The organism is Fontibacter flavus, from assembly GCF_042432905.1.
GTDB classification, from domain to species: domain Bacteria; phylum Bacteroidota; class Bacteroidia; order Cytophagales; family Cyclobacteriaceae; genus Fontibacter; species Fontibacter flavus.
Genome location: NZ_JBHLWI010000042.1, coordinates 31,924 through 48,737, shown reverse-complemented (window position 1 = coordinate 48,737; position 16,814 = coordinate 31,924). Strand labels below are relative to the sequence as shown.

The window sequence follows — 16,814 nt, the reverse complement described above, 5'->3', positions numbered from 1 at the left end:
AAGTTTTTTCTGGCCAGCCATCACTGGCTGACCTTGATTCTGTATCTACAGGTTTTTAATTCCCACAGGTCTTAAGACCAATGGTTTCTTGTCGTTTCGTATCCATCACTTCAAAGAACTTTTACCCTTTTATTGGGTTTTGTTTAGGACCGTTTCCCTAAAAGCGAGTGCAAATATCGAGGTTTAATTTTAACTTCCAAAACTCAATCGAAAAAAATTTTAAATATTTTTTATCGATTTTTATTCTGTCAATTTCAAACTATTCAACCTGACTTTTTCAGGTGTGTTCCTCTCAAATGGGAATGCAAACTTAGCGGACTTTCCCATATTTACCAAACCCAAAATCTAAAAAAATCATCAACTTTCATTAACTGCCTGTAAACAAGAAAAATATTTTATTTAGAGGCTTTATAAAGCGGCACTGTACTACATGGCTCTCCATACATAATTGATTTTGCAAATGGCTGAACTAGGGATACAATTCTTCCATAAGCAAACAGGGGCACCGGATGTTTGCTACATCCTTTTATCACCACAGGCTTATCTTTGAATATTTCCGGATTGATCTTGGACAAAGATTTTTCAAACAGATACTGTTCTAATACACCCAAATCACCAACAACATATTCTACTTCGTATTTACCAAGATAAGTACCAACCAAAATATAAGCCCAATTAGGAACAATGGCATCCGCTGAACAAGTTATGGCAACGAGTTTCCCTTTGTAAATTTGCCAATCGAGATTTTTCAATGCTTCTCTGAAATCTTTTTCTTTCAAAATCAATTCCTGAAACAAATAATCCTTTAGATCAAAAACGACCCTCTCCACTGACCTGTAATAATCTTCCAAATCAATGGTAACAATTGGACTATTGGCAACCCTATTGATAATTTCACTCATAGCAATAATGGATTTTTCTTGGATGCTATAACCCTAAAATCTTTCAGGTAGTTCGGTTCAAAATACGCTATATCCACAAATTCCTTATTTTCAAACTTTAGATAGGCCAATTCACCCACTGATGTTGCGGAGTTGAGGTTTTTCAGGAACACAGCGTTTGGATGATTCAATACTTCTTTCAATTTGGTAAGACCATCACCAAGAAAAAACACTCTCCCCCGATTTAAATACTCCAAAAATGGATTGGTTTCGATAATCTTGGGCTGAATTGGCTCTTCTTGGATAAAATCTGAATTATAGACGGCCATATATACTTCCATCCTTCTAGCGTCCATCATCGGAACTACATGCTCTCCTTTAACCAAATTGTGCTTCGCTTGAAAAGCCAATGCCTCCAAAGTTTCTACTCCTATTAATGGAATATCGTGAGCAAAGGCTAAGCCTTTGGCTATCGACACTCCTATCCTAAGTCCTGTGTAAGATCCCGGACCGGAAGAAACTGATACAGCTGCCAAATCAGAAGATTTCAGCCCTGTCTTTTGAAAGATATCTTCCACCAAAAGCATCAATTTCTGAGAATGCACATTTTCCTGATGCAATTCCAAAAGCGCTACGAGACTCCCTTTGTCATGTAGTGCAACAGAACATACCGATGTAGCAGTTTCTAATGATAATATCAATGCCATAAACTCACTTCTTGGCAGATGCTGTCAATATACGATTGATTTCCTGCTGATTGGAAAGAATAGATAGTGCCGTATTTACTTCTGTATCATTTTTCAAAGAAGCCTCCACTACACCTTCCTGGTAATAATACCTGGAAACAAGTTCTTCTTTAAGTGCCTCCTTTATTTCAGATTTGAAAGTGATCAAATCTTGCTCTTTACTGTGGCTGACTTTTTTCTTAAGATCTTCGATAGTTTCCTTGATTTCATCAAAATACTTTTCCCTCTCAGCATATTTCACAAGGTCATCCAGCGATTTCTCTACGTATGTAGTATAATCATATTCTTTCCCTTCCAACCAGGTTACAAATTCATTATAAAGTTCATCACTTACCGAAAATTCAGAGGGGGCTACAATGGATTCATTTTGCCAGAAAAACTCATTTCCAAATTCAAATATGAGATTCCTTGCAACCAAGCTGTAGGTAATCGGCGCGAATAACTTCGGGTCTACTTTTTTATCAGGCTCAATTCCTGCACCGTCCAAAACAATTCTTCCATTTTTTGTCTTGAACTCATTTCTTAATGAATCAGGTACCGATGAAGAATTCCCGTTTTCATCTTTCTTGCTATAATCAATAGCCTGAATACACCTTCCACTTGGAATATAATATTTGGCGGTGGTAACCTTTACTTGGGAATTGTAAGATAACGGTACTGTCGTCTGCACCAGTCCTTTCCCAAAAGTCTTTCGACCTATCAAAACCGCCCTGTCATAATCTTGAAGCGCACCGGCAACAATTTCAGCAGCTGATGCACTTCTTTCATTAATGAGTACTGCGATAGGAATATCCTTATCAATAGGCGATTTGGTAGTCTTGTATACAGCATTTACGCTTTCAAGTTTTCCAATTGTCCTTACCACTTCTTTTCCTTTAGGGATAAAAAGATTGACAATTTCAACTGCCTCCTTCAAAATCCCTCCAGGATTGTCCCTTACATCAAGCACAAGTCTCGTAATTCCTTGGGATTTTAGATCAAGAAATGCCTTCCTGACATCTGAAGCAGCATTGGTTGTAAAGTCGGTTAATTTGATATATCCAGTCTGATCATCAATTTTCCCATAGTAAGGAACATTGCTGATCACAATTTTTCTTCTGGTTAAATTAACTTCAACGGTATCCTCTCCTCTTTTGACTTGAACAAAAACCGAAGTATTGGCAGGACCTTTTAAAAGACCGGAAATGTCAGATGTACTTTTTTTGGTGACATCTACAGTATCTATTTTAAGAAATTGATCACCAATCCGAAGTCCAGCTGCTTGAGCAGGGAAACCTCTATAAGGCATCAAAATCATATTTGTCCCTGTCCTATTGCCAATAAGTGCACCAACTCCACCATACTCCCCTGTGGTCAACAGCCTAAATTCATCAGAATTTTCTTCTGGTATAAATTCAGTATATGGATCCAACTCCTCCAGCATGGCATTAATACCGACAGAAACCAATTCTTCGGGATCAATATCATCCACATAGTAAGAATCCAATTCTCTTATCAGAGAAGCGAAGATGTCAAGGTTTTTTGCAATGGCGAACAACTTGTCATTTTTGTTGACAAATGAAAAAAGCATGCCTGCGGTAAGCACAGAGGCAAGAATCAGGATGAGCGGTTTTTTAAAGCTTAGCTTCATGAATTTTTATTTGTGGATTGTGGTGTCTCTGCTATCATTGACAAGATCTTACAAATCTTTTTTTGAATAAACTGAAATGTAGCAATTTCAGAAGAAACATAAATCAGACCAATTAATTTGTTGTGGCTGTTTGATGTCAAAATTACAGATTTATTCAAACGGTAAGCCTCTTTCATCCTACGTTTGACAAAATTTCTGTCAACTGCTTTTTTGATTTTCTTTTTAGAAACGGAAAAAAGTACCTGATGGGTTCCCTCATTTTTGTCAGGTTGATCCAGAACCATCACTTTGAAAGGATATAAAAAAAAAGAGGAACCTTTATCAAAAAGTTCCTTTATTGACTTTTGAGAATGTATTCGTTCATTCTTTGGAAGTTTATAATTCATCGCATTTAATTTGACGTATGAAAATACGAAATAAATGCCAAAGAATTATTTCTTCAATGTTTTCTCAGAAGAAACAGTAAGTTTATGTCTTCCTTTTGCTCTTCTTGATCTCAATACTCTTTGACCATTGGCAGTAGACATTCTTTGTCTGAATCCATGCTTGTTTCTTCTTTTTCTACGAGAAGGCTGAAATGTTCTTTTCATGACGCTATGCTTTTAATATTTTTTGCTTACCAGTTCTTTCCCTATAGGTTCTCCCACAAAAGGACTGCAAAGATAGACAGCTTTTTTTTATTTACAAACCAGAGAATTACTTTTGTTTAAAGACAATTATAAGCAAGATGCAGTATTTGATCAGCAGAGACTCGATTTGTTCTCAATTTATCAAGGTTACTCTGATATTGAAGTGCGAAAATAGAGAAAAGGTTTCATTGCAACTAGCTGCATGGAGACCTGGAAGGTATGAATTGGCTAATTATGCTCAAAAAATCAGAGGTTTTCAGGTTTTATTCCAAGAAAAACCTGTAAAATGGAATAAAACCACTAAAGATCTCTGGTACTTTGAGGCTGAAAAACCTGGTAGCTATGAGATTTCCTACTCCTTTTATTGCAATCAAATGGATGCTGGAGGTTGCTGGTCAGATGACACACAACTTTACCTCAATTTCAGCAATTTTATTTTTGAGATTTTAGAGAAAAAGAATCAAGAAATAAGTATTCAGATTGATCTCCCAAAAGATTATCAGATTGCAACCGCTTTGCCCAATAAAGGCAACAACCATTGGAAAGCAAAAAACTATCAGCATCTTATGGATAGTCCATTATTGGCGTCTGATCAACTTTCAAAGTATACATATGAAGTAAATGGAAGCGACTTCTTTTTGTGGTTCAATGGAGAAATATTCTTTGATGTTAACCGATTAATTCAGGATTTCAAAAGATTCACCACGGCCCAAATTAAGGCTTTTGGTGACTTCCCTTCCGAAGAGTATCACTTCATTTTCCAGCTGCTACCTTACAGACATTACCATGGAGTTGAACATGCGCATTCCACAGTCATCACCTTTGGACCAGCATCAAGGCTATTAAATAAACCCGATTTGGATGAATTAATGGGTGTAAGTTCCCACGAACTTTACCATTTTTGGAATGTTTGCCGTATCAGACCTAAAGCGTTGACAACTTATGATTTATCGAAGGAAACTTACCTGGAATCAGGACTTGTGCTTGAGGGAGTTACCACCTATATGGGAGACCTATTCCTACTCAAATCAGGATATTTCTCCATAGAGGATTATTTGAAAATCCTAGAAAAACAGATCCAAAGAGAACTTGATCATTTTGGTTGGCAAAATCAATCGATTGTGGAATCAAGCTATGATTTATGGTTAGACGGTTACAAAACCGGAATACCCGATAAAAAAGTGAATATTTATAACAGGGGTGCTCTGATTTCACTTTGCCTGGATTTAATGCTGTTAGATGAAGGTTCATCCCTTTCGATCGTGATGAAAAAAATGTGGGAAAAGTTTGGTATGACTGGAATTGGGTATTCCCTGTCCGACTTTAAAGAAATAGTCTATCAAGAATTTAAAAACAATAGTGCAATTGATGCCTTTTTCCACCGAATTGTTTTTGGTCATGAAGACTTGTACCCATATCTTAAAATATTGCTGAACACCATCGGCGTAACTATTGAAGAGAAAGTTAAGGAAGATGTCTTGCTTCATGATTTTGGTATCAGGACCCATGAAGATGGCATCATCCAACAGATCCATCCGGAAAGCAAGGCATATTACACGCTTATGCTTGGGGATAAAGTCCTAAAAATAAACGGAGCCGATTTTGACAAAAATAAACTCGGATCAGTTGAAAATGCTGCATTTTTCATTAACAGATTTGAAAGGCTGATTTACTGTAACATTCCACCCGAACCCGGGAAATTTTATCCAAAATTTGAATTGGCTCTTGAAAAATATAACGAGAAGACCTCCAAATGGATGAAATAAAAAGAGGCCATAAATCGGTGGCCTCTTTTGATAATTGTTTATTTAAAATCTTCATCAGACAATTCTTGATTGAACTTCATCGATGTAACCTTAGCTTCCAATGCCATCGGCATCATAGGGTTTTTAATGGTCATGGTCATCGGAACTTTAACGCCATCAATTTCCTGATAATTGCTGTAAGTAACTTCTCCACTGACATCGGAGCTAGTTCTTAATTTCAAATTGGATTTTACAGAATAGTATTCCACTGTCTTCATCCCATTTGGTGCAGTAATAATCAGCGTGTGGGCCTCTTCTCCATCTACTTCTTCTGTACCCCTTAATTCCAGCTGATATCCCAAGGCTTCATAATGTTCTTCTGGAAACACATAAGTCTGGGCCTTCATCAAAGTAATCATCTCCTCTGGAAGCTCTTGTTCCTGCCCCATGGCAATCATTATGCCTTTACCATTGGCTAAAATGGTTTTGGAAGCAACATTACCCATGACGGAAGTCTCCTGAACCAGTCTCCCATTTTCCTGGTCTGATATCCCCTTGATCAGGATAGTCATTCCCTGAAGTTCTGCCTCCATGGTCATGACAGCGTTTTTGATTTTTGCCACATTTTCTTTCCCCCCTACAGCCTGAATATATCTGGCAAGGACTTGATTAGGATCATTCTCTTCCAAAATAATTTCCGATTCATTGGAATCAAAAGTTCCTGCATGGACAAAATTTACTTGACCACAAAAGACTAACAAGGCCAAAACTGGAATTAAAAGTTTATTATTTTTCATTTTTTTGTTGGTTTAAGATGGATAAAAGTACGAAAAAAGGGGAGTATTCCCTCCCCTTTTCCCAATTCAGTTTTATTTCAAATCCCCTTCTTGGATAGTAACATTGAATTCAATCTTCTCCACTTTGGACTCCAATGGCATGGGAATGGCCGGAGATTTCACTGTCAACAGCATTGGATATTTTACACCTTCTACTTCGGAATATTCGGCATAAAAAGTATCCCCTGATTCTGCACTTTCACTTTTGATTTTAAGACCAGTAGATACACTATAATAATTGGCCTGACTTGAACCAGTAGGGTTGGAAACTATTACTTTATATGCATCTTCTCCTTCTACATCTTTGATGCCTTCAAGCTCCAAACTATAGCCAAGACCTTCGTAATGTAACTCTGGGAAAATAAACATACTCATTTTGATAGCTTCAAATTGCTCATCAGTTAATTCTTGGGATTGTCCCATTGAAGTTACAGATGCTTTACCATCCTTTACCACGGTATTGACTGCCACATTACCCATCATCATAATTTTATTGGAAAAAGCCTGATTGGTTTCATCATAGACATAAATCATATTCAACTTCATTCCCTGTACTTCTGCTACAGATTCCAGTTTTGATGTCTTGATAGATCTTGCCTTTTCCTCTCCTCCGATTGCCTGAATATACTTTTCAATCACGGCCTCTGGAGTCATATCAGCATCCATGGCTATTTGACGTTCTGGTTCCCCAGTATTGGTAAACCTCTGTACTTCACCAAAAGCCATTAAATTTTCTTGGATCACACTACCGTTTCCAACCACTGTGATATACATGTTGTCAGGCTTCAAGTATTTTTTTGCTGCTGCATTAATATCAGCTACCGTGAGGGCATTCAATCTCTGCAGGTAGGTAGCATAAAAATCGGCAGGCAATTGATATCGCTCTGTATTGATCGCAAAATTTGCGATAGTAGAGGGGTTTTCCAATGATCTACCGAATGATCCGCTCAAGTTGGCTTTTGCGGACTCCAATTCGGCCTCAGTGATCCCATTATCCCTTAAATTTCGGATTTCATAGATCATTTCTGCAATAGCCGAATCTGTTGCCGTTTGCTTAACGCTTGCGTTGGCTCTAAAAGATGTAACCAGTTTATCAGCTCCTATAGAAGAATAAGCGCCATAGGTATAACCTTTATCTTCTCTAAGGTTCATAAATAACCTGGAGGAGGAACCTCCACCTAGAATATAATTCAAAAGCCTGCTAGCCAAGTAATCTGAATCTGCAAGACTCATTTCCATCGGATAGGTAATGTTCACAACAGACTGTACAGAAGCTGATCGGTCTACCAAGGCTACCACATTTTTTTGTGGAGCAGCTGGTACTGAATAAATTTTAGAAGGCACATCACCCTTTTCCCATTTTGCGAAATATTTATTGACCAAAGCTTCAGCCTCAGCTTTGGTAATGTCACCTACAATAGCCAAATAAGCAATATTTGGCTTAAAATAGGTTTGATAATAGGTTTTGATATCCTCTACTGTAATATTGTTAACAGTAGTCTCAGACTCTGATTCCCCATATGGATGGTCCTTACCAAAATTCAGCGAAGAAGCCAATCTGGAAGAAATAGCATTAGGATCGTCCTTGCTGGCTGCCAAACCTGAAATAGCTTGCTTTTTCAGTTTGTCCAACTCTTCCTGAGGGAAAAGAGGGTTATACAAAACATCAGACATCAGTTCAAGCACTTTGTCCTGATGCTTCTTTAATGAGGATGCAAAAATAGATGTAGAACCAGCACTCAAAGAAGCTCCAATGAAATCAATTTCTTCATCCAACTGATCTTTTGTTCGGTTTTTTGTACCGCCTTTAAGCATCTCTCCTACCATTCCCAACATTCCTGCTTTTTCACCTTCCAAAATCGGATCTCTTTCCAATACCAAAGAAAAGGCAACACGGGGAAGCTTGTTATTTTCCACCACGAAAACTTTCAATCCATTGGGTAAAACAAAAGAATCTGCATTTCCAAGTTTGATCTCCCTTGCAGGAGCTGGGGCAGGGTAAGTCGAACGGTCAATCTGTGCAAAACCTGTTTGCACAAACAAGGTCAAAATTAAGTATACTAATATCTTTCTCATTTCAATTATCAGTTTGGGGTGAAAAATCACTCAGTAGTTTGGGCTGATTTTGGCAAATAATAAAGCACTACCCTACCATCTAAGTTCATGTAATCATTGGCTACACGCTGAAGATCTTCTCTGGTAACTTTTCTGAAATACTCCAGTTCTTGGTTGATATAATTAGTGTCTCCGAAGAATACTTTTGATTGTGAAAGATTCTGGGCAATACCGGCCATGGAACTGTTCTTGCTTACCAGGTTATTCTCAATAATGTTCTGAAGTTTCTGAAAATCCTTTTCAGAAATTCCTTCCGCCTGAACCTTTTGGATCAACAGATCGATTTCCTTCTCCAAAGCCTGTGGTTCAACTCCCATGTTGGCAATGCCATACATCAAGAAAACACCCCCATCTTCCAAATCCAAAGGTATTGCTGCAATTCCTAATGCCTTTTGCTGTTTGTCTACCAGTTCTTTGGTCATTAGGGATGAATTACCCCCTGTCAAATAAGTAGACAGCATGGACATGGCATAGGAATCTGGGTGTGTTTTTGGAGGCAGGTTATAAGCTTGTATGATAGCAGGAATCTGGATGTTGTCGTACACAATATCCCTGATTTCTGCAGTTTTTTTAGGTTCCTGAACATTTGGTCTATAGAACTCGGATGGGCCGGAAGGTATTTCCTCAAAGTACGCCCTTGCCCATTTTTCGGCCTGCTCGTAATCAATGTCACCTGCTATAGTCAATGTTGCATTGTTAGGTACATAATAAGCTTTGTGGAAATCCATAAACTCCTGAAGCTGCGCTGCATCTAGATGCTCCATGGAACCGATTACAGGCCATTGGTATGGATGCTTTGCAAAAGCACGCTTCATGGTCTCAGGTAAGATGGTGCCATAAGGCCTGTTATCATAAGACTGTCTTTTTTCTTCCTTGATCACCTCCCTCTGGGTATCCACACCAATCTGGTCAATTTTAGGATGTAGCATCCTTTCAGACTCCATATAAAGCGCAGTTTCCAATTGATTGGAAGGGACTATTTCATAGTAATAGGTGATATCATTTGAGGTAAAGGCATTCAGCGTACCACCAATGGCTTGAATTTTATTCATGTATTCCCCTCTAGGAATATTTTCAGTTCCTTCGAACAATAAATGTTCAAAAAAGTGCGCAAAACCTGTTCTGTCCGGCTTTTCATTTTTTGCGCCAACATGATAAAGTACAGAAACAGCCACAATAGGTGTACTGTTGTCCTGATGCATGATCACATGTAAGCCATTATCCAAGGTAAATTCCTTAAAATCTATCTTGTTTTGAGCAGAGACTGAAGCTGCGAAGAACAGCCCCACTATCAGCGAAAAGGTAAACTTTCTCATATATTAGATTAAATTAAGTTTTCTATACTTTTACTCTTTACATTTAATTTTGTTCAATCTTTTAGATTTTATTGACAAGATGAACCCGATTTCACTTCTTTTATCAAATGAGGCTTTGAAAATATAACTCAGTCTTTTTAAATCCAATTATCCAATAATATTTCAATAAAACGTTGCACATTTAATACCAATCAAACCATTAAATGAATTCAAATTTGTGTAATGAGTATTAATCACACTCCACACTGTTCCACCCTTCCATAAAATCAGACCAATTGAGTGCCAGCGATACAGCAACTACCAAAACACCAACCGTTAGAACAATCAAAATCATGTTTTTTAAAAATTTCATAGATTAACTATTTATAAAATTGTTAAAACTAAAACTGTGAGCAATCTAATATCAATAGACTCAAAAAGTCAAATTTTGACCTCAACTTAAACGGATAAATTCATATTCAAAGAAATTTTGAACAATGGTTACCCTTTAGATTTGAATTTGGAAAAAACAGAAACAAAAATCCCCGTCACTAGAGACGGGGATTTATACTTTTTAATAAATCAATCAAGGATTTAGCCTTGCCAGGATTTCTTTTGCTTCATGCCACTTCAGTCTAGGTCCGAACTGACTTACAATTTTGGAACTGGCCATAGATGCCAACTTTCCACTTGATGCATAGCTATGTCCATTGGTAATGCCATACATAAATGCCCCGGCAAACATATCCCCTGCCCCATTACTATCTATCGCCACTGTCTTGTAAGGTTCAATATCTATAAAGGTATCGCCATCATAGATCATTGCCCCGTTTTTACCTTGAGTAATGACAAAATGCTTGGCTGCCTTTTTCATTTCTTCCCTTGCTTCGGCCAGGTTGTCTTTTCCGGTAAACAGCATAGCTTCTTCCTCATTGGCAAACAACAAATCCACACTTGGCCCGATCACATCATCAAAACCAGCCTTGAAATACTTGACCATAGCAGGGTCAGAAAAAGTCAAAGCTACTTTTGTACCTGCCTCTTCTGCAATTTTTTTAGCATGCATCATGGCCTCTTTTCCATTTGGAGAAGTTACCAGATAGCCTTCAATAAATAAGTATTTGGAATCCTTTATAGCCCATTCATTGATGTCTTTTACAGAAAAATTTTGGGTGATACCCAGGAAAGTATTCATGGTTCTCTCTGAATCCTCAGTCACCATGACCAAACATTTCCCTGTAATCCCATCTTCAGGGACTTTCCCTTCCAAGCTGTTGTCCACTCCCGAATTTTTAAGGTCCTCAAGGTAAAAGTGCCCCAATTCATCATTGGCTACTTTACAGCAATAATAAGAGTTGCCTCCAAACTGACTCACTGCAATAACGGTATTCGCTGCAGAACCACCACATTGTTTTTTAGCCTCTTCTGTATTGATTACCTGCATCAGGGAGTTTTGACGCTCTTCATCTACTAAGGTCATCAAACCCTTTTCTACTTTATTATCCCAGAAAAACTGATCTGTCACTTTAAACTCTATATCTACTAAGGCATTTCCTATGCCTGTCACATCGTATTTTTTCATTTTATCCTATGTTTTATTACAAGTTGGTTTACTGTTTCTTCCCTTTATAGGGGAGTTGTAATTGTTGTATTTGTTGTATTTGTTGTATTTGTTTAGAAAAACTTTTGTTCAAAATCGATTTTCAATCACATCGCCTTCTCACATATACTTAACTCTTGGTACATGGCACCTGACACTGTTACTTTGTACTTGGTACAATGCACTATCAATCAAAAATCGGATGCCTTTCAAACGGTTTCGTCCTATCAAATAAATAGCGATAGGTATGATGGGTTTTGAAGATTTCAGCATTTAATTGTTCACAAACACGCATCATTTTAGGATTAAAATCCCCAATCCAGTTCATCTCAATGGTTTTGTAAGGAAATGAGTCATGCTTGGCAAAGGTTTCATTATAGCACATGACCATAGCACTGTCCACGCCTTTACCCTGAAACTCCGGTACTACACCAAACACCAAACCCAACATTTTGTTAGGGGGATTGAATGTTTTGTGCCAAAGGAATTTCAATTTGCCTATCAGGTCCAATTTCCCATTGACATATTTGAAGATCTGATTGATTTCAGGAATGTTGATAAAGAATGAAACCGGTTCGTTTTTATAAAACCCAAAATAAATCAATCTTGGATCCATGATGGGTTTCATTTTTGAAAAGATAACCTGGGTCTCGCGTAAAGTAAGGCTTTTCCCCAAATGCCTCGCCCAAGCTTTGTTATACACCACCATAAAATATTGAGGCGCCTTTTCCTTCAGTTCTTTTCCTTGAATATGTCTAAATTGAAAATCAGGGTTTTTTAAAAGCCTTTTTCCTCTTTCCACCAATTTAGGATCAAAATTCACACCTTGAACTGAACGGGCATAAGTGTATTGTTTGAAGTAAATCTGAAATCCATAGGCTTCAAAGAATTCTTTATAGTAAGCAAAATTCCAGGGCATGTTATAATTAGGAGGAGAAAATCCTTCCACCAATAGCCCCCACCATTTGTCGCGCTCTCCAAAATTCACCGGCCCATCCATGGCTTCCATACCTTCTTGTTCCAGCCATCTTTTAGCGGTATCAAATAGCAAAAATGCAGCCTCCTGATCATGGATACATTCAAAAAAACCAATGCCTCCCGTAGGTTGCTTTTCCTTCCATTTAGGGTGGATAAATGCCGCTATCCTACCTATGGTCTTTCCCTTTTCATCCTGTAGCAACCACCTTTTTGCTGACCCCCCCAACTTGAAAAGCTTATTGGTCTCTGGATGAAACAAACCTTCAATATCCTTGTCCAAAGGTCTGATCCAGTTTTTTTCATTTTTATACAGCCTTACGGCCATATCCAAAAATTCTTTTTCATGTACTGAAGTCGTAACTTCCAATATAGTCATGCCTATGCTATTTATGAAGGCCCAAAAATAGGGAGATTAGACTTGCTTACCAAGGAATAAATCTCAGGCAAAACTTACCTTATATATACGGCAAAAATAAACTGCTGAACAATTGATCAGCGCCGTGGGGCCAGGTTTGGGTAATCTGTGATGATGCCATCCACCTTCATATCGAGCAACTTTCCCATTTGCTCGGAGGTATTGACCGTCCAAGGAATCACTTTCATGCCATTTTCATGCAACGCTGCCACAATTTCTTTGGTCAGTGCCACGAAATAAGGGGAGTAGATTCTAGGCTTGAAACCAAGTTCCTGCAACTGTTCTTCATATTTCGAAGCATTGTCTACCAACATGGCCAATGTTATTCCCGGATAAGCATCATGGATATATTGCAACACCCTGAAATCAAAAGATTGTACATTGAATCTTTCAGGACTGATTTTGCTGAGCAATAAGGCCAGCACTTTGTCTGAAAAATCTTTTGGATTTGGATGAAAAATACCATCACCATCAGCCATACTTTTGATCTCAATATTATAATTAGGTCGAGGGAGGTTAAAGTCTTCTACATACTTTTCGACCGCATCGATCAAATCGGACAATCGGGGTTTCGTTACATGGAATTTAACTTGCTGGGGAAAACCTGAATGAAATTTGGATCCACAGTCATACTGGATGACCTCCTCAAAAGACATTTGAAAGATATTATGGGATTTATCTTGATCTGGAATTTCATTCCCTTGAGGATCAAGGCAAATTACAGGATTCATCCAAGGTTCATGGGACACAATCACTTCTCCATCCTTGGTTATGGCAAGGTCCAGTTCCAATGTCGTGGCCCCAAGATCCAAGGCTTTGATCATTGAAGGGATGGTATTTTCAGGCATAATCCCCCTGGACCCCCGGTGTCCTTGAAGGTCATAGGAAAATTGCGCTTGTACGTTCATGCTCAGGTAGGAGAAAAAGATGATCAGAAAAACTCGCTTCATGGGATAGATTTTTCACTAAATTAAGAGAACTGAATTAAAAAAAAGGAAATCCCTCCGTTAAACTTTTGTGAAATAATCCCCTTGTTCTCCGCTTTCCTTCTGCTGTCCTGCTACTCCCGAAGCAGGACTTACTTATATGAAATGATAATAAAGCTGCTTCTGGAGAAGCAGCTGAACAGTTCAAATAAGATTCTTAATCCCCCACCACTTCCCCGTAAAGGTCAAATTCAGTAGCATCGGTAATTTTTGCCTGAACAAAATCGCCAATTCGGCAATAATGCTTACTGGCATCAATCAAAACTTCATTATCCACTTCCACGGAATCATACTCTGTACGTCCTACAAAGTATCCATTCTCTTTCTTATCAATCAACACTTTAAATTCCTTGCCGATCTTTTTCTGATTCAGGTCAAAAGAAATCTGCTCCTGAACTTCCATCAAGTAATTGGCACGTTCTTGTTTGACCTCCTCTGGGATATTATCTTCCATGGAAAAAGCATGGGTATTTTCCTCATGGGAATAGGTAAAGACACCAAGTCTCTCAAATTTCATCCTCTCCACAAAATCTACCATTTCATGGAATTCCGCCTCACCTTCACCCGGATGTCCGGTGATCAACGTAGTCCTAATAGCAATTTCTGGAATCATATCACGGATAGAGTGGATCAACTCCTCCTGTTTTTCTCTGGTTGTCCCTCTCCTCATGGTTTTCAACACTGAGGTCGAACCATGCTGCAAAGGAATATCCAAATAATTACAGATATTCGGCCTTTCCTTCATCACTTCGATCACATCCATAGGGAAACCGGTCGGATAGGCATAATGCAACCTGATCCAATCGATACCTTCCACATCAGATAAAGCCCGCATCAGGTCTGCCAACCTTCTCTTTTTGTATAGATCCAAACCATAGTAAGTCGAATCCTGAGCAATCAGCAATAACTCTTTTGTACCATTAGCTGCCTTATGTTGGGCTTCTTTCACCAATTCTTCGATAGGCCTGGAAATATGTCCTCCACGCATCAAAGGAATGGCACAGAATGAACAAGGACGGTCACATCCTTCCGATATTTTCATGTAAGCATAATGCGCATTGTGGGTCAACAATCGTTCCCCCACCAATTCATGCTTATAATCTGCTTTGAATTTTTTCAAAATAGCAGGCAAATCCCTGGTTCCAAAATAGGCATCCACCTGAGGGATTTCTTTCTCCAGATCATCTTTGTACCGCTGAGAAAGACAACCTGTCACATACACCTTATCCACCAAACCTCTTTCTTTGGCATCCACATATTGAAGGATGGTATCGATAGACTCCTGTTTTGCATTGTCTATAAAACCACAGGTATTGATGATGATGATGTTGTTATCCTGACTATTGGACTCATGGTTGGCGTCAATGCCATTTCCCTTTAGCTGGGTCAGTAAAACTTCTGAATCCACCAGGTTTTTAGAACAACCCATGGTGATGATATTGACTTTGTCTTTTTTTAATGTTCTCGCTTTCACTGTATTCCTACTTTGCCGCAAAGGTACGGAAATAAAAAGATTTTATACTTGATTTTGCAAACTGCATTTCAATCATAAAAAAAGTCCGACAGCTTTTGCCATCGGACTTTCTATAATTTTGAATATTATAATTATCTGTAATCTTACCAATAAGAAAATTCAGAGGGAATTAAGGATTATTTTAATAAAATATATAGTTAATAACTGTCCGCCCTGAGGGATCTCATATCAAGAAATATCTTTAAAAACCACTAATTCTAAGACATTTTTAAAAAGTACCGTTAAGTAGCTAATTCGAGATAAGTTATAAAATTTGTAAACGAAAAAATCTTATTTAACTGAAAACGAAATCCTCTAAGTAGGGTGGGTAGGAAGCGCAATGCCGGGCCGGCGAAGGCCTTGTGTGTGGAAGGATCATTGCGCTTGATTTTTTTGGTTACTTTTTTCATCAAGGAAAAAAGTGACAAAAAGAAAATGAAAAAAATCTACTCGGCAAGGCTGAATTGTACTATATATTTAGATTCCAATTAAGTTTAAGTTAGATGGAAGTATGCAGTAAGTGGTTAATTAACAAATATCCATTTTGGATAAAATCCCTTATTTCTTCTTAGCCTTCGCCCTCTTGATCAAATACTGACCATACTCATTTTTCTGAAGGGCTTCCCCTAAGGTCAATAACTGATTGGCATCAATATATCCCAAGTCGAAGGCAATCTCTTCTAGACAGGCCACCTTTAGACCTTGTCTTTTTTCTATGGTATGGATAAAATTGGAAGCTTCCAACATGGATTCATGTGTCCCTGTATCCAGCCACGCGTAACCCCTGCCCATCAATTCAACTTTCAACTCTTCTCTTCTGAGGTATTCCTGATTTACAGAAGTAATTTCCAACTCCCCTCTTGCGCTTGGTTTTACATTTTTAGCTATCTCCACTACAGAATTAGGATAAAAATACAAACCCACCACGGCAAAGTTACTCTTAGGTTCTTTTGGTTTTTCCTCAATACTCAAAACCCTATTGTTACCATTGAATTCAACTACGCCATAACGGTCCGGGTCATTGACATAATAACCAAAAATGGTAGCCTGCCGATGCTTTTCAACATTCACTCTGGAATTACGCAGCAATTCGGTCAATCCATGGCCATAGAAGATATTATCTCCCAAGACCAGGCAAACATCATCATCTCCTATAAATTCCTCTCCAATGATAAAAGCCTGCGCCAATCCATCAGGACTAGGTTGTTCTGCATAGGAAAAAGCTACACCCAATTCCTCTCCTGTACCCAAGAGTTTCTGAAAATTCGGCAGATCCTCAGGAGTAGAGATTACCAAAATCTCCTTTATCCCGGCCAGCATCAAAACTGACAGCGGATAATAAATCATGGGTTTATCGTAGATGGATAACAGCTGTTTGGATGTTCCTTTGGTAATGGGATACAGTCTAGTTCCTGACCCTCCGGCCAAGACAATTCCTTTCATAA

The 16,814-nt window shown here is 38.3% G+C and carries 14 protein-coding genes; 1 reads left to right on the top strand and 13 read right to left on the bottom strand.

Translation table 11 applies throughout. From position 1 onward, the window contains the following. Positions 1-395: 395 nt before the first annotated feature. The 5 genes from ACFFIP_RS15500 to rpmH are packed head-to-tail and all read right to left on the bottom strand — an operon-like array spanning position 396 to position 3,847. A complete protein-coding gene (locus ACFFIP_RS15500; protein ID WP_382388608.1) occupies positions 396-902 on the bottom strand; it encodes a DUF2480 family protein in 507 nt (168 codons plus the stop codon). After that, positions 899-1,588 (bottom strand): tRNA (adenosine(37)-N6)-threonylcarbamoyltransferase complex dimerization subunit type 1 TsaB, encoded by a 690-nt coding sequence (gene tsaB, locus ACFFIP_RS15495; RefSeq protein ID WP_382388607.1) that lies wholly within the window; start codon positions 1,586-1,588, stop codon positions 899-901. Before tsaB ends, ACFFIP_RS15500 begins: the two co-directional genes overlap by 4 nt. A 4-nt stretch (positions 1,589-1,592) precedes the next feature. Further along, complete coding sequence (locus tag ACFFIP_RS15490; RefSeq protein ID WP_382388606.1) at positions 1,593-3,257, bottom strand: S41 family peptidase; 1,665 nt, start codon at positions 3,255-3,257, stop codon at positions 1,593-1,595. Further along, a complete protein-coding gene (rnpA, locus tag ACFFIP_RS15485) occupies positions 3,254-3,643 on the bottom strand; it encodes a ribonuclease P protein component (protein ID WP_382388605.1) in 390 nt (129 codons plus the stop codon). Before rnpA ends, ACFFIP_RS15490 begins: the two co-directional genes overlap by 4 nt. A gap of 45 nt (positions 3,644-3,688) precedes the next feature. Further along, positions 3,689-3,847, bottom strand: a complete 159-nt coding sequence (rpmH, locus tag ACFFIP_RS15480; protein ID WP_123953957.1) for a 50S ribosomal protein L34 — start codon at positions 3,845-3,847, stop codon at positions 3,689-3,691. Positions 3,848-3,984: 137 nt separating this feature from the next. On the opposite strand from rpmH, the gene ACFFIP_RS15475 reads away from it, so the two are divergent. Further along, on the top strand, positions 3,985-5,652 hold the full coding sequence (locus ACFFIP_RS15475) for a M61 family metallopeptidase (protein ID WP_382388604.1): 1,668 nt from the start codon (positions 3,985-3,987) through the stop codon (positions 5,650-5,652). 38 nt (positions 5,653-5,690) lie between these two features. On the opposite strand, the gene ACFFIP_RS15470 is transcribed toward ACFFIP_RS15475, so the two are convergent. The 8 genes from ACFFIP_RS15470 to rfbA form a co-directional block, all read right to left on the bottom strand. Then, entirely contained in the window at positions 5,691-6,428 is a 738-nt protein-coding gene (locus ACFFIP_RS15470) for a LolA-like protein (RefSeq protein WP_382388603.1), read from the bottom strand. Between the two features lie 72 nt (positions 6,429-6,500). After that, the gene (locus ACFFIP_RS15465) at positions 6,501-8,543 is read right to left on the bottom strand and encodes a M16 family metallopeptidase (protein ID WP_382388602.1); all 2,043 of its coding nucleotides are present in this window, start codon (positions 8,541-8,543) and stop codon (positions 6,501-6,503) included. A 26-nt stretch (positions 8,544-8,569) separates the two neighbouring features. Continuing rightward, on the bottom strand, positions 8,570-9,898 hold the full coding sequence (locus ACFFIP_RS15460) for a M16 family metallopeptidase (RefSeq protein WP_382388601.1): 1,329 nt from the start codon (positions 9,896-9,898) through the stop codon (positions 8,570-8,572). Positions 9,899-10,463: 565 nt separating this feature from the next. Beyond that, on the bottom strand, positions 10,464-11,459 hold the full coding sequence (locus ACFFIP_RS15455; protein WP_382388600.1) for an adenosine kinase: 996 nt from the start codon (positions 11,457-11,459) through the stop codon (positions 10,464-10,466). Between the two features lie 205 nt (positions 11,460-11,664). Beyond that, entirely contained in the window at positions 11,665-12,831 is a 1,167-nt protein-coding gene (locus ACFFIP_RS15450; RefSeq protein WP_382388599.1) for a hypothetical protein, read from the bottom strand. Positions 12,832-12,947: 116 nt separating this feature from the next. After that, positions 12,948-13,820, bottom strand: coding sequence for a glycerophosphodiester phosphodiesterase family protein (locus ACFFIP_RS15445; RefSeq protein WP_382388598.1), 873 nt, complete (start codon positions 13,818-13,820; stop codon positions 12,948-12,950). A gap of 193 nt (positions 13,821-14,013) precedes the next feature. Then, on the bottom strand, positions 14,014-15,330 hold the full coding sequence (gene rimO, locus ACFFIP_RS15440; protein ID WP_382388597.1) for a 30S ribosomal protein S12 methylthiotransferase RimO: 1,317 nt from the start codon (positions 15,328-15,330) through the stop codon (positions 14,014-14,016). 597 nt (positions 15,331-15,927) lie between these two features. Next, a complete protein-coding gene (rfbA, locus tag ACFFIP_RS15435) occupies positions 15,928-16,812 on the bottom strand; it encodes a glucose-1-phosphate thymidylyltransferase RfbA (RefSeq protein WP_382388596.1) in 885 nt (294 codons plus the stop codon). Between the last annotated feature and the right edge of the window lie 2 nt (positions 16,813-16,814).